General features: G+C 56.9%; 16 protein-coding genes. 13 read left to right on the forward strand and 3 right to left on the reverse strand.

The window, feature by feature from the left end; all coding sequences use genetic code 11:
• Positions 1–196 precede the first annotated feature (196 nt).
• A complete protein-coding gene (locus tag ACKF11_RS01730) occupies positions 197–745 on the reverse strand; it encodes a cob(I)yrinic acid a,c-diamide adenosyltransferase (protein ID WP_407995135.1) in 549 nt (182 codons plus the stop codon).
• A gap of 107 nt (positions 746–852) precedes the next feature.
• On the opposite strand from ACKF11_RS01730, the gene murI reads away from it, so the two are divergent.
• Positions 853–1,701 (forward strand): glutamate racemase, encoded by an 849-nt coding sequence (gene murI / locus ACKF11_RS01735; protein ID WP_407996025.1) that lies wholly within the window; start codon positions 853–855, stop codon positions 1,699–1,701.
• A 60-nt stretch (positions 1,702–1,761) separates the two neighbouring features.
• Here murI and ACKF11_RS01740 read toward each other — a convergent pair whose 3' ends face one another.
• Positions 1,762–1,953 (reverse strand): zinc-finger domain-containing protein, encoded by a 192-nt coding sequence (locus tag ACKF11_RS01740; protein ID WP_407995741.1) that lies wholly within the window; start codon positions 1,951–1,953, stop codon positions 1,762–1,764.
• A gap of 21 nt (positions 1,954–1,974) precedes the next feature.
• Positions 1,975–2,895 carry a branched-chain amino acid transaminase gene (locus ACKF11_RS01745; RefSeq protein ID WP_309564515.1) on the reverse strand — a complete coding sequence of 307 codons (921 nt, stop codon included), beginning with the start codon at positions 2,893–2,895 and terminating at the stop codon, positions 1,975–1,977.
• A 262-nt stretch (positions 2,896–3,157) separates the two neighbouring features.
• Here ACKF11_RS01745 and ACKF11_RS01750 point away from each other — a divergent pair, with 262 nt between their 5' ends.
• The 12 genes from ACKF11_RS01750 to ACKF11_RS01805 all read left to right on the forward strand — a co-directional run bounded on the left by ACKF11_RS01750 (position 3,158) and on the right by ACKF11_RS01805 (position 14,204).
• Positions 3,158–3,820, forward strand: a complete 663-nt coding sequence (locus ACKF11_RS01750; protein ID WP_407996026.1) for an OmpW/AlkL family protein — start codon at positions 3,158–3,160, stop codon at positions 3,818–3,820.
• Between the two features lie 86 nt (positions 3,821–3,906).
• Positions 3,907–4,482 (forward strand): SCO family protein, encoded by a 576-nt coding sequence (locus tag ACKF11_RS01755; protein WP_407995137.1) that lies wholly within the window; start codon positions 3,907–3,909, stop codon positions 4,480–4,482.
• 82 nt (positions 4,483–4,564) lie between these two features.
• Entirely contained in the window at positions 4,565–6,022 is a 1,458-nt protein-coding gene (ccoN, locus tag ACKF11_RS01760) for a cytochrome-c oxidase, cbb3-type subunit I (protein ID WP_309564518.1), read from the forward strand.
• A 39-nt stretch (positions 6,023–6,061) separates the two neighbouring features.
• Positions 6,062–6,796, forward strand: a complete 735-nt coding sequence (ccoO, locus tag ACKF11_RS01765; protein ID WP_407995138.1) for a cytochrome-c oxidase, cbb3-type subunit II — start codon at positions 6,062–6,064, stop codon at positions 6,794–6,796.
• 12 nt (positions 6,797–6,808) lie between these two features.
• Complete coding sequence (locus ACKF11_RS01770) at positions 6,809–6,976, forward strand: cbb3-type cytochrome c oxidase subunit 3 (RefSeq protein WP_309564520.1); 168 nt, start codon at positions 6,809–6,811, stop codon at positions 6,974–6,976.
• 13 nt (positions 6,977–6,989) lie between these two features.
• A complete protein-coding gene (gene ccoP, locus ACKF11_RS01775) occupies positions 6,990–7,928 on the forward strand; it encodes a cytochrome-c oxidase, cbb3-type subunit III (RefSeq protein ID WP_407995742.1) in 939 nt (312 codons plus the stop codon).
• A 92-nt stretch (positions 7,929–8,020) separates the two neighbouring features.
• On the forward strand, positions 8,021–9,457 hold the full coding sequence (gene ccoG, locus ACKF11_RS01780) for a cytochrome c oxidase accessory protein CcoG (protein ID WP_407995743.1): 1,437 nt from the start codon (positions 8,021–8,023) through the stop codon (positions 9,455–9,457).
• 3 nt (positions 9,458–9,460) lie between these two features.
• On the forward strand, positions 9,461–10,258 hold the full coding sequence (locus ACKF11_RS01785) for a FixH family protein (RefSeq protein WP_407995744.1): 798 nt from the start codon (positions 9,461–9,463) through the stop codon (positions 10,256–10,258).
• Entirely contained in the window at positions 10,251–12,671 is a 2,421-nt protein-coding gene (locus ACKF11_RS01790) for a heavy metal translocating P-type ATPase (RefSeq protein ID WP_407995745.1), read from the forward strand. Before ACKF11_RS01785 ends, ACKF11_RS01790 begins: the two co-directional genes overlap by 8 nt.
• A 201-nt stretch (positions 12,672–12,872) precedes the next feature.
• Positions 12,873–13,358 carry a bacterioferritin gene (gene bfr, locus ACKF11_RS01795; RefSeq protein ID WP_407995746.1) on the forward strand — a complete coding sequence of 162 codons (486 nt, stop codon included), beginning with the start codon at positions 12,873–12,875 and terminating at the stop codon, positions 13,356–13,358.
• 13 nt (positions 13,359–13,371) lie between these two features.
• On the forward strand, positions 13,372–13,851 hold the full coding sequence (gene bfr / locus ACKF11_RS01800; RefSeq protein WP_309565114.1) for a bacterioferritin: 480 nt from the start codon (positions 13,372–13,374) through the stop codon (positions 13,849–13,851).
• A 155-nt stretch (positions 13,852–14,006) separates the two neighbouring features.
• On the forward strand, positions 14,007–14,204 hold the full coding sequence (locus ACKF11_RS01805) for a (2Fe-2S)-binding protein (protein WP_407995747.1): 198 nt from the start codon (positions 14,007–14,009) through the stop codon (positions 14,202–14,204).
• Positions 14,205–14,253 lie beyond the last annotated feature (49 nt).

The following is a 14,253-nucleotide window of genomic DNA, read 5'->3' on the forward strand; positions in this document are numbered from 1 at the left end:
GTTGTGCCGCCTGGTGAACCAGGCAAGCGGTCCCCTGCTCACGGATAAGACCTAATGTAAATTCCACGGCTAATATCGACATGATGTAGGGGTTCTTTAAAAACTCAATGAATTGATAGCCCGCACTTTAGCAATAGTTATTAATAGTTAAAAATACTTTTTTAATCTATTTTTATATGCATAATTAATATGCATGCTATGTGCGCCGGTGCTGCCACAATACATCCGCTTCGCCCGCCGCATGGTTAAGGTAGCGCGCCATGACGAACAATAGGTCCGACAGGCGGTTCAGGTAGGGCAAGGCGGCATCGCTGGTGGCTTGCTGGCGGTGCAGGGAAAGCAGTACCCGTTCCGCACGGCGACATATGGTGCGGGCCAGGTGGCATAACGCTGCAGCACGCGTGCCACCGGGGAGGATAAACTCCTTGAGCGGGGCAAGTTGAACGTTGAGCGAGTCCAAGGTGTGTTCCAGCGCCTCCACGCGGCTCGCTTGCAAAAGCCGGTAGCCGGGAATGGAAATCTCGCCTCCCAGGTCGAACAGGTCATGCTGAATCTGCGTCAGGGCTTGGCTTACTTGGAGTGGCAGCGGTTCGGCCAGCAATACCCCCAGCGCCGCATTGAGCTCATCCACGCAGCCCATGGCCTCTACACGCAAGCTGTCCTTCTCTATCCGGCTGCCGTCGCCGAGGCCGGTGGTGCCATCGTCACCAGTACGTGTATATATCTTGCTCAGGCGGTTGCCCATGGTTGCTTATCCTTGTCGCGTGCATAAGGCGCATTGTAAAGCAATGCGCATGCTGGCTCGCAAGCCAGCGCTTGGGTAAACTGCCTAGGTTCTTATTTCTTCTGTCTATCGTGGCCTATTCATCAATTTATCCGCCTGAAAGCCCTTGTGTCGTTCCGGCCATTGGCGTATTCGATTCCGGCGTGGGCGGGCTGTCCGTGCTGCGGCATATCCGTGAGCAGCTTCCTGGCGAGCGCCTGCTGTATTTCGCGGACTCCCTGAACGCGCCATATGGTCCCAAGTCGCAGGCTTTCATCATTGAACGATCCAGGGAGATTTCCCGGTTTTTGATTGGACATGGAGCCAAGGCGATCGTCGTCGCGTGCAATACGGCCACAGCGGCTGCGATCCAGACTCTCAGGAGTGAGCTCGATATCCCCATCATCGGGATGGAGCCGGCAGTCAAGCCTGCCGCGGCTGCAACGCGTAGTGGGGTTGTGGGGGTGCTGGCTACTACCGGAACATTGAAGAGCGCGCAATTTGCCGCCTTGCTTGCGCATTACGGGAAGAATATCAAGGTGGTGACCCAGGCGTGCTTGGGCCTGGTCGAATGCATAGAGCGGGGAGACTTGGATGGTAAAGCCACCCGTGCGCTGGTGGCGGAGTATGTCGCCCCATTAATAGATGTGGGAGCCGACACGATTGTATTGGGATGCACGCATTACCCTTTTGCCAAACCCCTTATCGCCGAGATTGCCGGGCCGGATGTCGTGCTCATCGATACAGGGGAAGCGGTGGCGAGACAGGTTCGCCATCGCCTGGAGGAGGCAGGGTTGCTGGCCGTCTCAGGGACGCCAGGTACCGTCAGGGCCTGGACCAACAGCCCTGCAGGTAATGCAAAACAGCTGATCCGCTTATTGCATGGCGGCGATATAGAAGTCGAGGCGATAGGCGGGCAATCACTCAATTCACTGTGAGCACTGTTGTATCGATCAATGTATGGAAACAATAAAGCCGGACAAGTCCGGCTTTATTGTTTAATGGTGTGCGACGGTTTCGCCGGCTTGTAATCTGTACTTGGTTCCGCAGTAAGGGCAGGCGACATGGCCCGTGGCGGCGATATCAAGAAAAACGCGTGGATGCGAGCACCACAGCGCTACCTCGTCGGTCGGGCAGTGCAGGGGCAGGTCTTTCGCCGTGACTTCGATTTCCTTGGTGTCGGTTGCCATGTCGTGTCCTCTTGCGCTGTGTTATACCAGTGTCAGCCAGCCGATATGCTCAGGGGAGCGGCCGTGCACCACGTCGAAATACTTGGATTGCAGCTTCTCGGTGATCGGGCCACGCGTACCGGCGCCAATGGCGCGATTGTCCAGTTCGCGGATCGGGGTGACTTCGGCTGCGGTACCGGTGAAGAATGCCTCGTCTGCAGAATAGACTTCATCACGGGTAATGCGCTTTTCGATGATCTGGTAACCGAATTCCGTGGCAAGCTGGACTACGGTGTCGCGCGTAATGCCTTCCAGCGCGCTGGTGAGGTCGGGCGTGTAGATCTTGTTGTTGCGGATGATGAAGATGTTCTCGCCCGAGCCTTCGGCGACGAAACCGTCGACATCCAGCAATAAGGCTTCGTCATAGCCGTCCTGGGCGGCTTCCTGGTGGGCCAGGATCGAGTTCATGTAGTTGCCGTTGGCTTTTGCCTTGCACATGTGGATATTGACGTGATGGCGAGCAAACGAGGAAGTCTTGACGCGGATGCCGTGCTTGATCGCCTCGTCGCCCATGTAGGCGCCCCATTTCCATGCCGCCACGATCACGTGGGTGGAAAGCGTCTTGGCGGAGATGCCCATGGCCTCGGCGCCATAGAACGCCATCGGGCGCATGTAGCCCGACTCGAGGTTGTTTTCGCGGATGGCGGCTTTTTGCGCTTCCAGCAGGGTCGCCTTGTCAAATGGCATTTTCATGCCCAGGATATGGGCGGAGCGGAACAGGCGGTCAGTGTGCTCCTGCAAGCGGAAAATCGCAGTGCCCTTGTCCGTCTTGTAGGCGCGCACGCCTTCAAATACGCCCATGCCGTAATGCAATGTATGGGTCAGTACATGCGTAGTGGCATCACGCCAAGGTACCATTTTTCCGTCATACCAAATCAGACCATCGCGGTCGGCCATCGACATCTTTGCTTCTCCGTTACCAAGTGCTGTCAAAAACTTCCATTGTACGCGCAAGGCCTTGTATTTGAATAGCTGGTTTTCTCAAAATTGTTGGCGAGAAGGCGGTACCTGGCGACGGATATGGGCGGGATGAAGTAAATAATTTGGAGCCTAAATAAGTTGAGTAATTTGATCGGATATTAACCACTTTTAAGTTATGGTTAATGGGGGTAGAATGGGTTTCATGGTGTCCTGTTTTGTAGTCAATAATAAAGTGAGAGATATGATGAAACTGAAGCAAAGTGTGTTGCTGGCTTGTGCGTTGATGGTTCCTGCCGCTGCGATGGCCGAAGCTGGCGACTGGGTGATCCGTGCGCGCGCGGTGAATGTGAGCCCGAATGAAGACAGCAAGCTGGGAAATTACACCAATGCCCTGCTGGGCGCTGGCGCTGGTTCCAAGCTGGAAGTCAACGACCAAGTGATTCCCGAGTTGGATATTTCCTACTATGTGACCAAGAACATTGCGTTGGAGCTGATCCTTGCCTTGGGCACCCGCCATGATGTCAGCATCAAAGGCGCTAGCGGTGTGGCGAATGAAAACCTGGGTTCGGTGAATTTGTTGCCGCCAACATTGACAGCGCAATGGCACTTCCGCCCCGACCAGACATTCGACCCTTATGTAGGTGCCGGTATCAACTATACGCGCTTCATGGATAATGGATTGCATACCAGTCAGCTGGGTGGTCAGGATATTCGCGTCGAGCGCAACAGCTGGGGCCCTGCGCTGCAAGCCGGCTTCGATATCAACTTCAAGGATGGCTGGTTGCTCAACGCTGACGTCAAATACCTATGGATCGATACCGACGTCAAGCTCAAGAACGGCCCCAAGATCGATAGCCTGGACATCAATCCATGGGTCATCGGTTTTGGTTTCGGCAAGCGCTTCTAATTGCCCGGCAGCCACGGGCTGCGGTTTGGCATAAACCGCCTGGTGGCCGATAATCCTAGTTTGGATTGTCGGCCACGGGTGGATGTATGTTGAGATGGTTGTGGATTTTCCTAGTTTTCTCCTTGGTTGCATGCGGGCCGGGGAAGCAGGAGCTGGAACTATACGGCGTTGATATCAGCGACAGGGAGTTGGACGGTGCTTTTACCCTGACTGACCATCAAGGCCAGGTGCGGCGCCTGGAAGACTTCAAGGGCAAGGTCGTAGTGTTGTTTTTCGGCTATACGCATTGCCCGGATGTGTGCCCGACCACCATGCTGTCCCTGGCGAACGCCATGAAGCTCATGGGCGACAAGGCGCAGGACGTGCAAGTATTGTTTGTCAGCGTAGACCCGGAGCGGGATACGCGGGAAGTGCTGGCGCAATATGTTCCATTCTTCGATGCGCGTTTTATCGGTTTGAACGGAACGCCGGAGCAGTTGAAGCGGGTCGCGAAAAATTACAAGGTGGTATACGCCAAGCGGCCGGCGGAAGATGGGGATGCTTATACCGTCGATCACAGTACCGGCGTGTATGTGGTTGACCGGGAAGGAAAAGTGCGTGCCTATTTGCGGCATGACGAGACGCCGGAACAACTGGCGCATGATATTACCCAATTTTTTTAGGGTTTTTCTTGTCCAAGGGCTTGGATAAAGAATATAATTTTGCGATTTTTATAAATTAGACTTTTAGATGAGGAGTGCGACCATGGCAACGGCAAGCATTGCGTCTGCTGGTGTTGGTGCTAGCGAACAATATAACTACGATATTATTCGCAAATTCGCCATCATGACCTTGATCTGGGGTGCGATTGGTATGTTCGTCGGCGTGTATATCGCCTCTGAACTGGCCTTTCCGTTCCTGAATTTCGACAGCCCGTACATCACATTCGGCCGCTTGCGCCCTGTGCATACCAGTGGCGTGATCTTCGGTTTCGGCGGCAGCGCCCTGTTCGCAACCTCATACTATGTTGTACAGCGTACCTGTCAGGCTCGCCTGTTCGGGGGCGAGGGGCTGGCCAATTTCACCTTCTGGGGCTGGCAGGCCGCGGTGGCGCTTTCTGCGCTCGGGTACATGTTCGGCTATACGCAGGCACGCGAATATGCCGAGATGACCTGGCCGGTCGACTTGCTGATCCTCTTCGTATGGGTGGCTTACCTGGGCATCTATGTCGGCACCTTGCTCAAGCGCAAGCAGCCGCACATCTACGTCGCCAACTGGTTCTACCTTGCCTTTATCCTCGCAACGGCCCTGCTGCATATCTTCAATAACCTGCAAGTGCCCGTGAAGCTGTTCTCCCTGGAGTCCTACAGCCTGTTCTCCGGCACCCAGGATGCAATGACCCAATGGTGGTACGGCCATAATGCGGTGGGCTTCTTCCTGACCGCGGCCTTCCTCGGCATGATGTACTACTTCGTTCCGAAGCAAGCCGGCCGTCCGGTGTACTCCTACCGCCTGTCCATCCTGCACTTCTGGGCGATTATCTTCCTCTACATGTGGGCGGGTGCGCACCACTTGCACTGGACTGCATTGCCCGACTGGACCGGCACGCTGGCTGCTACCTTCTCCATCATGCTGTTGCTGCCATCCTGGGGCGGCATGATCAACGGCATCATGACCTTGTCTGGCGCCTGGGACAAGCTGCGCACCGACCCGGTGATCCGATTCCTGATCGTCGCATTGTCCTTCTACGGCATGTCCACCTTCGAAGGTCCGATGATGTCCCTGAAGGATGTGAATGCGCTGTCCCACTATACCGATTGGACTGTCGGCCACGTCCACTCCGGTGCGCTTGGCTGGGTTGCTATGATCACCTTCGGTAGCATGTACCACCTGGTGCCGCGCATCTGGAACACCCAGATGTACAGCCTGCGCCTGATCAACGTCCACTTCTGGCTCGCGACGATCGGGGTCCTGCTCTACATCACCGCCATGTGGATCTCGGGCATCATGCAGGGCCTGATGTGGCGCGCTTTCGATGACTTCGGCAACCTGCAGTATTCTTTCGTCGAGTCTGTGGCCGCTGCGCATCCGTTCTACGTCATGCGTGCCGCGGGCGGGGCGTTCTTCCTCGCGGGCATGATTCTCATGTGCTACAACATGTACAAGACCATCCGTCAAGGCAGCACCGAGGCCCATGCCGGCCTCAATGTGGCGGCAGCCTAATCGGCGCTTGATTGTAAAGACGAGTTACTGGAGTTATTCATGAAGCATGACAAAATTGAGCGCAACCTAGGCATACTGCTGGTGTTCACCATGCTGGCAATCAGTGCCGGCGGCATGGTTGAGATCATTCCGCTGTTTTTCATCAAGGAAACAGTGGAAAAGGTCGAAGGCGTGCGTCCCTACACACCGCTGGAGCAGCGCGGCCGCGATATTTACACCCGTGAAGGCTGCTATCTATGCCATTCGCAGATGATCCGTCCGTTCCGTGACGAAGCATTGCGCTACGGCCACTATTCCCTGGCTGCCGAGTCCAAGTACGACCATCCGTTCCAGTGGGGCTCCAAGCGTACCGGCCCTGACTTGGCGCGCGTGGGTGGCAAGTACTCCAACAATTGGCATACCCAGCACTTGATCGCGCCGCGCTCCCTGGTGCCGGAATCCGTGATGCCGAACTACCCATGGCTGGCAACCACCGAGCTCAAGTACGACGACATCAAGGACCGCTTGCTGGCCCTGCGCCGCGTCGGGGTGCCGTATTCCAACAGCCAGGCGGAGTTCGAGCGCAATGTGAAAGAGTTCGGCGAGGATATTGCCAAGCAACTGCACATTCCTGATGCGGACAAGAACCTGGCCGCTCAGGCGCAGTCGGGCAACTACGATACTGACCCAAGCAATATCACCGAAATGGATGCGCTGGTAGCCTATTTGCAGGTGCTGGGCACCATGGTTGATTTCAAGAAATATGATGACGATTATTTCGTCAAATTCCGCTAAGGAGTAAAGACGATGGAATGGCTGCTCTGGTTCACTCGCTTTGAAAATACTAAGCCTTTGTCTTTGTTGATTTTCTTCCTCGTGTTCTGCGGCATCCTGTTCTATGTCTTCGGAAGCAAAAAGCGCGGCGAAAGGCTGGAAAGCCACAAGAATATTCCGCTGCAAGATGACGAAATCTAGTTAGGAAAGCATTATGAGTCAGGATAAGGCTACGACGACAACACCAAAGACCACGGGCCATAGCTGGGACGGTATCGAGGAATATACCAACCCGTTGCCCACCTGGTGGATCTGGGGTTTTTACATCACATTCATCTTCACCGTGGTCTACTGGCTGCTGTATCCGGCTTGGCCGATCGGCGACAAGTTCACCAAGGGCGTTCCCGGGCTGCATACCATTACCTATACTGCGACGACTGCAGACGGCAAGGAAGTGGAAAAGACCTCCCATTGGAACATGCGTGCCAAGTACATGCGTGAAATGAACGAACACCAGGCCGACCAGAAGCAATGGTTCGACAAGGTGGCTGCGATGTCATTCGAGGACGTTTCCAAGGATGCGGAGCTGATGCAGTTCGTGAACTCCGCGGGCAAGACACTGTTTTCCGAAAATTGCGCGGCTTGCCACCAGGCAGGCGGTCAAGGCAAGGTCGGCATGGCTCCTAACCTGACCGATGACCATTGGCAGTTCGGCGGTACCTACGAGCAGATCCACGCGACGATCGAAGGCGGCCGCAATGGCGTGATGCCTCCGTTCAAGGACAGCCTGGAAGACGATCAAATCACCCAGCTTGCACACTATGTATTAAGCTTGTCCGGCGAACCGCATGATGCGGCCCTGGCTACGCAAGGCAAGACATTGTTCAGCGGCGCCGGGATATGCTTTACATGCCATGGCCCGGATGCTAAGGGCAATACGGCAATGGGTTCTGCCGACCTGACCGATAAGATATGGCTTTGGGCGGATGTCGGCGGCAAGACTGGGCAGGAAGCAAAGGTTGCCGAAGTGAAGCGTATCATCGCCGGCGGGATGAACAGCGGCGTGATGCCTGCTTGGGAGGAACGGTTGAAGCCAGAACAAATCAAGCTCCTGACTGTCTATGTACATGACACACTGGGCGGCGGTCGCTAAACCGCATCGATATTGAATAAAGGCTCACGGTTGCGTGGGCCTTTATTTCTAGAGCAGTTGCATTTTTAGAGGGGTGGTGTATCACCAGCGTTATGGAAGCAACCAGTTCGGCCAGCACTACTAAAAAATCCCCGCTTCTAAACCGGCAAATCCCGATTGTCACGCGTTCGGTAAAAGGCAAGTTCCGCACTTTCAAGACTGCGGTGATGGTGATCGCCTACTCCGTTTATTTCCTGTTGCCGTGGATGCCATGGGAGCGCAATACCGCTGCGAGCCAGGCTGTATTGTTCGACCTGGAATCGCGCCGCTTCTTCATCTTCAACCTGGTTGTCTACCCCCAGGATATCTTCTGGCTCGCAATGCTGCTGTTCATCGCAGCCGCGTTGCTGTTCTTTACCACGGGCCTGATCGGCCGTGCATGGTGCGGCTATTTCTGCTTCCAGACCCTGTGGACCGATCTTTTCATCATGATCGAGCGCATGATCCAGGGGGAGCGGCCCGCACGCCTGAGATTGCTCAAGCAGCCCTGGAACGCCGAAAAGATCATCAAGATGGGCAGTTCGCATGGTCTGATGGTGCTGGTGTCGTTCTGGACCGGGGTGACGTTTGCATGCTATTTCGCCTATGCGCCGGATTTCGTGCCGCGGCTATTCGCCGGCACGGCCGCGGAGGCCGGGTACATCACCGTGGTGGTGCTGACCATCACGACCTATGTCGCAGCCGGCTTGTCGCGCGAACACATCTGCACCCTTGCCTGTCCGTATGCCAGGTTCCAGGGCGTCATGTATGAGCCGGATACCCTGGCTGTCGCCTACGATGTGAAGCGCGGGGAAGGCGCCGCCGGCCGCAAGGCGCCGGCCAAGGGACTGCGTACCCGCGAGGAGCGCCAGGCGGCCGGCCACGGCGATTGTATCGATTGCGGCTTCTGCGTCCAGGTCTGCCCGACCGGGATCGATATCCGCGACGGCTTGCAATACCAGTGTATTTCCTGCGGCCTGTGCATCGACGCATGCAACAACATCATGGACTCCATCGGTTCCCCGCGCGGCCTGATCCGCTACGACTCCGAGCAGAATATCGACAGCCCGGCGCCGCACAAGCCGCGCCTGGAGTGGAAGCGCCCCAAGGTCCTGGGATACGCCTCGGCGCTGGTGGTGGCGACGATGGTATTGTTCTACAACATCGGCACCCGGAACGATACCGAAGCCAACGTGCAGCAGGTCAGGCAGCCCTTGTTCGTCATGCTGTCTGACGGCAGCGTGCGCAACCGCTACCAGATCAACATCGCCAATAAGACCGAGCACGAGCAGCGCTACGAGCTGAAAGTACAAGGCATTCCCGCCGGCGCGCTGGACCTCGGCAATATTCCGGAAATCCGCGTGCGTGCCGGCAAAAGCCTGAGCCTGAACGCCAAGGTTGACCTCGCCAGCGATATCGCGCGTAATACCAAAGAATTCTCGTTTGTGATCGTTCCCACGATCGCAGACGCCGAGCCCGTGGTGGTGAAGACCAATTTCAACAGTCATTGATACATGCTTAAGCTGATTCCCGTTTTATCCATCGCCGAAACCTTGTTCGGCGGCCTCATCTTCGCCATCGGGCTTTATTTCCTGCTGCGTGCCGCCCGGGTGGTCAACTTCTGGGCAGCCGTATTGAGCGGCGCCATCCCGTTCCTGCTGTATATCGTCTACAGCACCCAGCATTGGGCGGGCGGCGATGTGCTGGCGATCCACTTCGCGGTGTTCCTTGCCAATGCGGGCCTGCTCGGCGTGTTTGGCAGCATGAAGCAGAAGCAGCAATCCATGCATTGGGGCCCGAAGATCATCATCGGCTTTTTCATTTTCCTGGTGATTTCGAATGCGATCCTGCTTTCCATAGCAGGGCGGGGACTGCCGCAGAGCCTGACATCCTTTTTCCTGCCCAATCCTGACAACCAGCGGGTGCATACCGCGTTTCCAGGCGTGATGCCGCATGACCGCAACAAGAGCTACCAGCCGCACCTCGAGCAGCTGCAGCAGCAGCAAGCCCTGGGTTGGCAGCTCAAGCTGCAAGGAGTCGAGGATCTGAATCCAGGCACCTCGAAGCGCATTGTGGCGCGTATTCTCGACGAGAACGGCAATGCCGTCACCCAGGCCGAGGTAACGCTCAATTTCTGGCGCATGGCGAATAGCCGCGACGACAAGATTTACGTCCTGGAAGAACAGGCCGAAGGGGAATATGGCGCCGATGTCGTCTTGCCCGACTCGGGGCGATGGATTGCCGAAGTATTGGTCAAGCAGGGCGACAAGCGCTACCGCAAGCAGGAGTCGCTGTTCATCGGCGATGAATAGTCCGCAGGCGCTGGAAGCGTCTTGCTACCATTGCGGCCTGCCGGTACCGGCCAGCAGCGAGTTTCACGCGGCCATCCTCGGGCAGTGCCGCCGGATGTGCTGCCATGGCTGCCAGGCGGTGGCCGAGTCGATCGTCGAGAACGGGCTGGAAGACTATTACCGGCACCGTACCGAACTGCCCCAGACAGCCGAGGAGCTGGTGCCGGACGAGCTGCGCCAACTTGAGCTGTACGACCATCCCGAAGTGCAGAAAAGCTTTGTGCACGATGAATCGGGAAACTTGCTGGAAGCCTCGCTGATTCTCGAGGGGATCACGTGCGCAGCCTGCATCTGGCTCAACGAGCGCCACCTGCAGCAGTTGGATGGCGTCGCGTCGGCTTCGATCAATTATTCCTCCCACCGTGCGCGAGTGCGCTGGGATGACGGCAAAATCCGCTTGAGCCAGATCCTGGCCGAAATCCGCAAGCTGGGCTATCACGCTCACCCCTTCAGCGCGCAACAACAGGAAGCCGTGCGCGAACAGCAACGGCGGCAGGATTTCCGCCGGCTGGCGATCGCCGGGCTTTCCGCGGCGCAGGTGATGATGGTGGCCGTGGCATTCTATGCCGGCCCTGAGCAGGGGCTGGAGCCTGCCACCGAGCAACTGCTGCGCTGGTTCAGTCTGGTGATCACCGTCCCGGCGATGATCTATTCGGCCTGGCCGTTCTACCAAGCCGCCTGGCGCAGCATTGTCAACCGCAGGGTGGGCATGGACGTGCCTATCAGCCTGGGTCTGATCACCGGCTTCATCGGTAGCGTCTGGGTGACATTCCAGGGGCAAGGCATCGTGTATTACGACACCCTGACCATGCTGATTTTCTTCCTGCTCGCCACGCGCTACCTGGAGCGCCACGCACGAGAAAAATCGGTGGAAGCGGCGGAGAACCTGCACCGGCTGATTCCCCCGATGGCTACCAGGCTGGATGATAATCAGCAGCCGCAGATGGTGCCGCTGCATGAGCTGCAAGTAGGCGATACCTTGCTGGTGAAACCCGGCGAGGCCATTGCAGGCGACGGCGTCGTGACGGAAGGGGAAAGCCAGGTCGATGAGGCACTGCTCACCGGCGAAAGCCGCCCGGTAGCAAAACTGCCGGGGACCTACGTTTATGCCGGCAGCGTCAATTACGAAAGTCCGCTGCAAGTCAGGGTGACCGGCCTTGGCGAGCAGACCGTGATTGCGGGGATCGCGCGCCTGCTGGACCGCGCCCAGGCGGAGAAGCCGCGCCTCGCGAGGGTGGCCGATCATGTCGCCATGTATTTCACCACTATCCTGCTGATTGCCGTCGTGGTGATCGGCCTGGCCTGGTGGTGGATCGCGCCGGAGCGCTGCTTTGAGATCGTGCTCGCGGTGCTGGTGGTGAGTTGCCCGTGCGCGTTATCGCTGGCAGCGCCAGCGGCATTTGCAGCGGCTGGCTCGCACCTGGTTGGGCGGGGCGTGTTGCTGACGCGCGGCCATGCCTTGGAGTCCCTCGCCAAGGTCACGCATGTGGTGTTCGACAAGACCGGCACGCTGACCATCGGCCGTCCGCACATTATTGCAACCGTTCCCTATCATGGGTACGAGGCTGAAGCGTCGCTGCGCATTGCCGCAAGCCTGGAGCAGGCCTCGGAACATCCGCTGGCACGCAGCTTCACCGACGTGGTGCCTGCGGGCGAGCGTTCCGGCGTGGTTGGCGTCAATAACCAGCCAGGCAAGGGCATCAGCGGCGAAGTGGATGGCGAACGCTACTTTATCGGCAATATGGCGCTCAATCCTCAGGTTGCATACCCTGAATTGTCCGGTTTGGAGCCAGGAGCCAGCATCGTATGGCTCAGCAATTCGCGGCAGGTGATGGCGGCATTTGTATTGGCGGATACGATGCGCCCGGAAGTCGCGGCGCTGGTAGGCAATCTCAAGAGGCGCAACATTGCCGTATCGATATTGAGCGGCGATACGGCCTCCAGCGTGCAGCATTTCGCCTCGGTGGCCGGTATTGACGACTGGCGGGCGGGCCTGACCCCTGAGGGCAAGCTTGCCGCCTTGCGCGAGATGCAGCAGCGAGGAGAGGTGGTTGCCATGGTCGGCGACGGCATCAACGACGCCCCGGTGCTGGCAGGGGCGCAAGTGTCGTTCGCCATGGGCAATGGCACGCAAATGGCGAGGGCCTCCGGGGATATCGTGCTGCTCGGGGAAAACCTGCAGGAGATCGACCATGCCATCACCACGGGACGCTTCACCGTCAGCATCGTGCGCCAGAACTTCACCTGGGCCCTGGTCTATAACGCCGTGGCATTGCCATTTGCCGCCACGGGGCTTATTGCGCCATGGATGGCGGCGATCGGCATGTCCGTGAGCTCCCTGATCGTCATACTCAACGCCTTGCGCCTGCGATAGCGCGCCTGCATTCCAGCTTTTTCTTTTCGATATCTTCTCGCGAAAGTGACGTGTTCTCGTGTAGTACGAAGAATGATTCTTGTTGGTATTTTTCTTTATAAAATCATTAAAAATCAATAATTTACAAAAATATTTTCCTATCCATTTCAGATGGTATTGGGTATGATGCGTGCAATTGGACAAATCATCCGTGGAGGCGCTATGAAAGGCGATAAGAAAATCATCGAAACCCTGAACGAGCTGCTGGCAGGCGAGCTGACAGCTGTTGATCAATACCTGCTCCATGGCGAAATGTATGCCGACTTCGGCCTGGGGCAACTGGCGCAGAAAACCCTGCACGAGTCCGACCATGAACGCCAGCACGCACGCGCCATCATTCAGCGCATCCTGTTCCTGGAAGGCAAGCCAAACCTGGAAAAGCGCCATGGGTTGACGACAGGGAAAACCGTGCCCGAGATGCTGAAGTCCGACCTGGCGCTGGAATACAAGGTCGTAGCCGATCTCAAGGCGGCCATGGCGCAATGCGAAAAGGCCGGCGATTATGTGACGCGCGACATGCTGCTGCTGCAACTCGACGATACCGAAATGGACCATGCCTACTGGATCGAGCAACAGCTACGCCTGATCGGCCTGGTCGGCCTGGAAAACTACCTGCAGAGCCAGATGAAGTCTGAGCCTGCGGTTTGATAAGGAGCATATGATGAAGGGCGACAAAAAGATTATCGATATTCTCAACAAGGTATTGAAGAACGAGCTCACCTCGATCAACCAGTACTTCCTGCATGCCCGCATGTTCCGCAACTGGGGGCTGGAAAAGCTCAACGACTATCAGTACAAGCAATCCATCCGCGTGATGAAGGAGGCGGATGAGCTGATCGAGCGCATCCTGTTCCTTGACGGCCTGCCCAACCTGCAGAACCTGGGCAAGTTGCTGATCGGTGAAAATGTGGTGGAATGCCTGCAGGGCGACCTCAAGTACGAAAGGGAAATCCACCGCCCGTTGCTGGTGGAGGCGATCGCGTTATGCGAGGAGTTGCAGGATTACGTCAGCCGCGACCTGCTGGAAGAACTGCTGGAAAAAAGCGAGGCTGCGATCGATTGGCTGGAAACCCAGCACAGCCTGATTGCCGATGTGACATTGCCCAACTATCTGCAAGCCCATATGGAAGCCGCAGACTAAGCTGGCTTTCATCCAGAAAAAACCGCAGCTTTGCCTGCGGTTTTTTATTGCATGTCGGTCGGGAATTTCTCTTGACAAGACAGGGAGTTAAAACGATAATGGTTATCGTTTGTTAACGCATCTTGATTCAGCAAGAGAAAGCCACTGATCGTTCTATGTACGTCTGTGTTTGTCGGGCCATCACTGATCGCCAAATTCTCCAGGCAGCGCGCGCAGGAGCCAGCAGTCTCAAGGATTTGAGGCGCGATCTGGGCGTGGCCAGCGAGTGCGGCCAATGTGCCAGCTGCGCCAAGCAATGCTTGCGCGAGGCGCATCAGGAAAACGACATCGCCATGCCGGTCGGCTTTGCCTGAGTAGACTCCCATTGCCGGCGAGCATATTGCCCGCCGGTGCCAGAATTTT

Origin of the sequence: Methylobacillus draconifructus (genome assembly GCF_045984385.1) — a bacterium.
Taxonomy (GTDB): domain Bacteria; phylum Pseudomonadota; class Gammaproteobacteria; order Burkholderiales; family Methylophilaceae; genus Methylobacillus; species Methylobacillus flagellatus_A.

Coding starts and splice junctions, on each gene's coding strand:
- ACKF11_RS01730 (WP_407995135.1), bottom strand. CDS start 745: ATGGGCAACCGCCTGAGCAAGATATATACACGTACTGGTGACGATGGC.
- ACKF11_RS01740 (WP_407995741.1), bottom strand. CDS start 1,953: ATGGCAACCGACACCAAGGAAATCGAAGTCACGGCGAAAGACCTGCCC.
- ACKF11_RS01745 (WP_309564515.1), bottom strand. CDS start 2,895: ATGTCGATGGCCGACCGCGATGGTCTGATTTGGTATGACGGAAAAATG.
- ACKF11_RS01750 (WP_407996026.1), top strand. CDS start 3,158: ATGAAACTGAAGCAAAGTGTGTTGCTGGCTTGTGCGTTGATGGTTCCT.
- ACKF11_RS01755 (WP_407995137.1), top strand. CDS start 3,907: ATGTTGAGATGGTTGTGGATTTTCCTAGTTTTCTCCTTGGTTGCATGC.
- ccoN (WP_309564518.1), top strand. CDS start 4,565: ATGGCAACGGCAAGCATTGCGTCTGCTGGTGTTGGTGCTAGCGAACAA.
- ccoO (WP_407995138.1), top strand. CDS start 6,062: ATGAAGCATGACAAAATTGAGCGCAACCTAGGCATACTGCTGGTGTTC.
- ACKF11_RS01770 (WP_309564520.1), top strand. CDS start 6,809: ATGGAATGGCTGCTCTGGTTCACTCGCTTTGAAAATACTAAGCCTTTG.
- ccoP (WP_407995742.1), top strand. CDS start 6,990: ATGAGTCAGGATAAGGCTACGACGACAACACCAAAGACCACGGGCCAT.
- ccoG (WP_407995743.1), top strand. CDS start 8,021: ATGGAAGCAACCAGTTCGGCCAGCACTACTAAAAAATCCCCGCTTCTA.
- ACKF11_RS01785 (WP_407995744.1), top strand. CDS start 9,461: ATGCTTAAGCTGATTCCCGTTTTATCCATCGCCGAAACCTTGTTCGGC.
- ACKF11_RS01790 (WP_407995745.1), top strand. CDS start 10,251: ATGAATAGTCCGCAGGCGCTGGAAGCGTCTTGCTACCATTGCGGCCTG.
- bfr (WP_407995746.1), top strand. CDS start 12,873: ATGAAAGGCGATAAGAAAATCATCGAAACCCTGAACGAGCTGCTGGCA.
- bfr (WP_309565114.1), top strand. CDS start 13,372: ATGAAGGGCGACAAAAAGATTATCGATATTCTCAACAAGGTATTGAAG.
- ACKF11_RS01805 (WP_407995747.1), top strand. CDS start 14,007: ATGTACGTCTGTGTTTGTCGGGCCATCACTGATCGCCAAATTCTCCAG.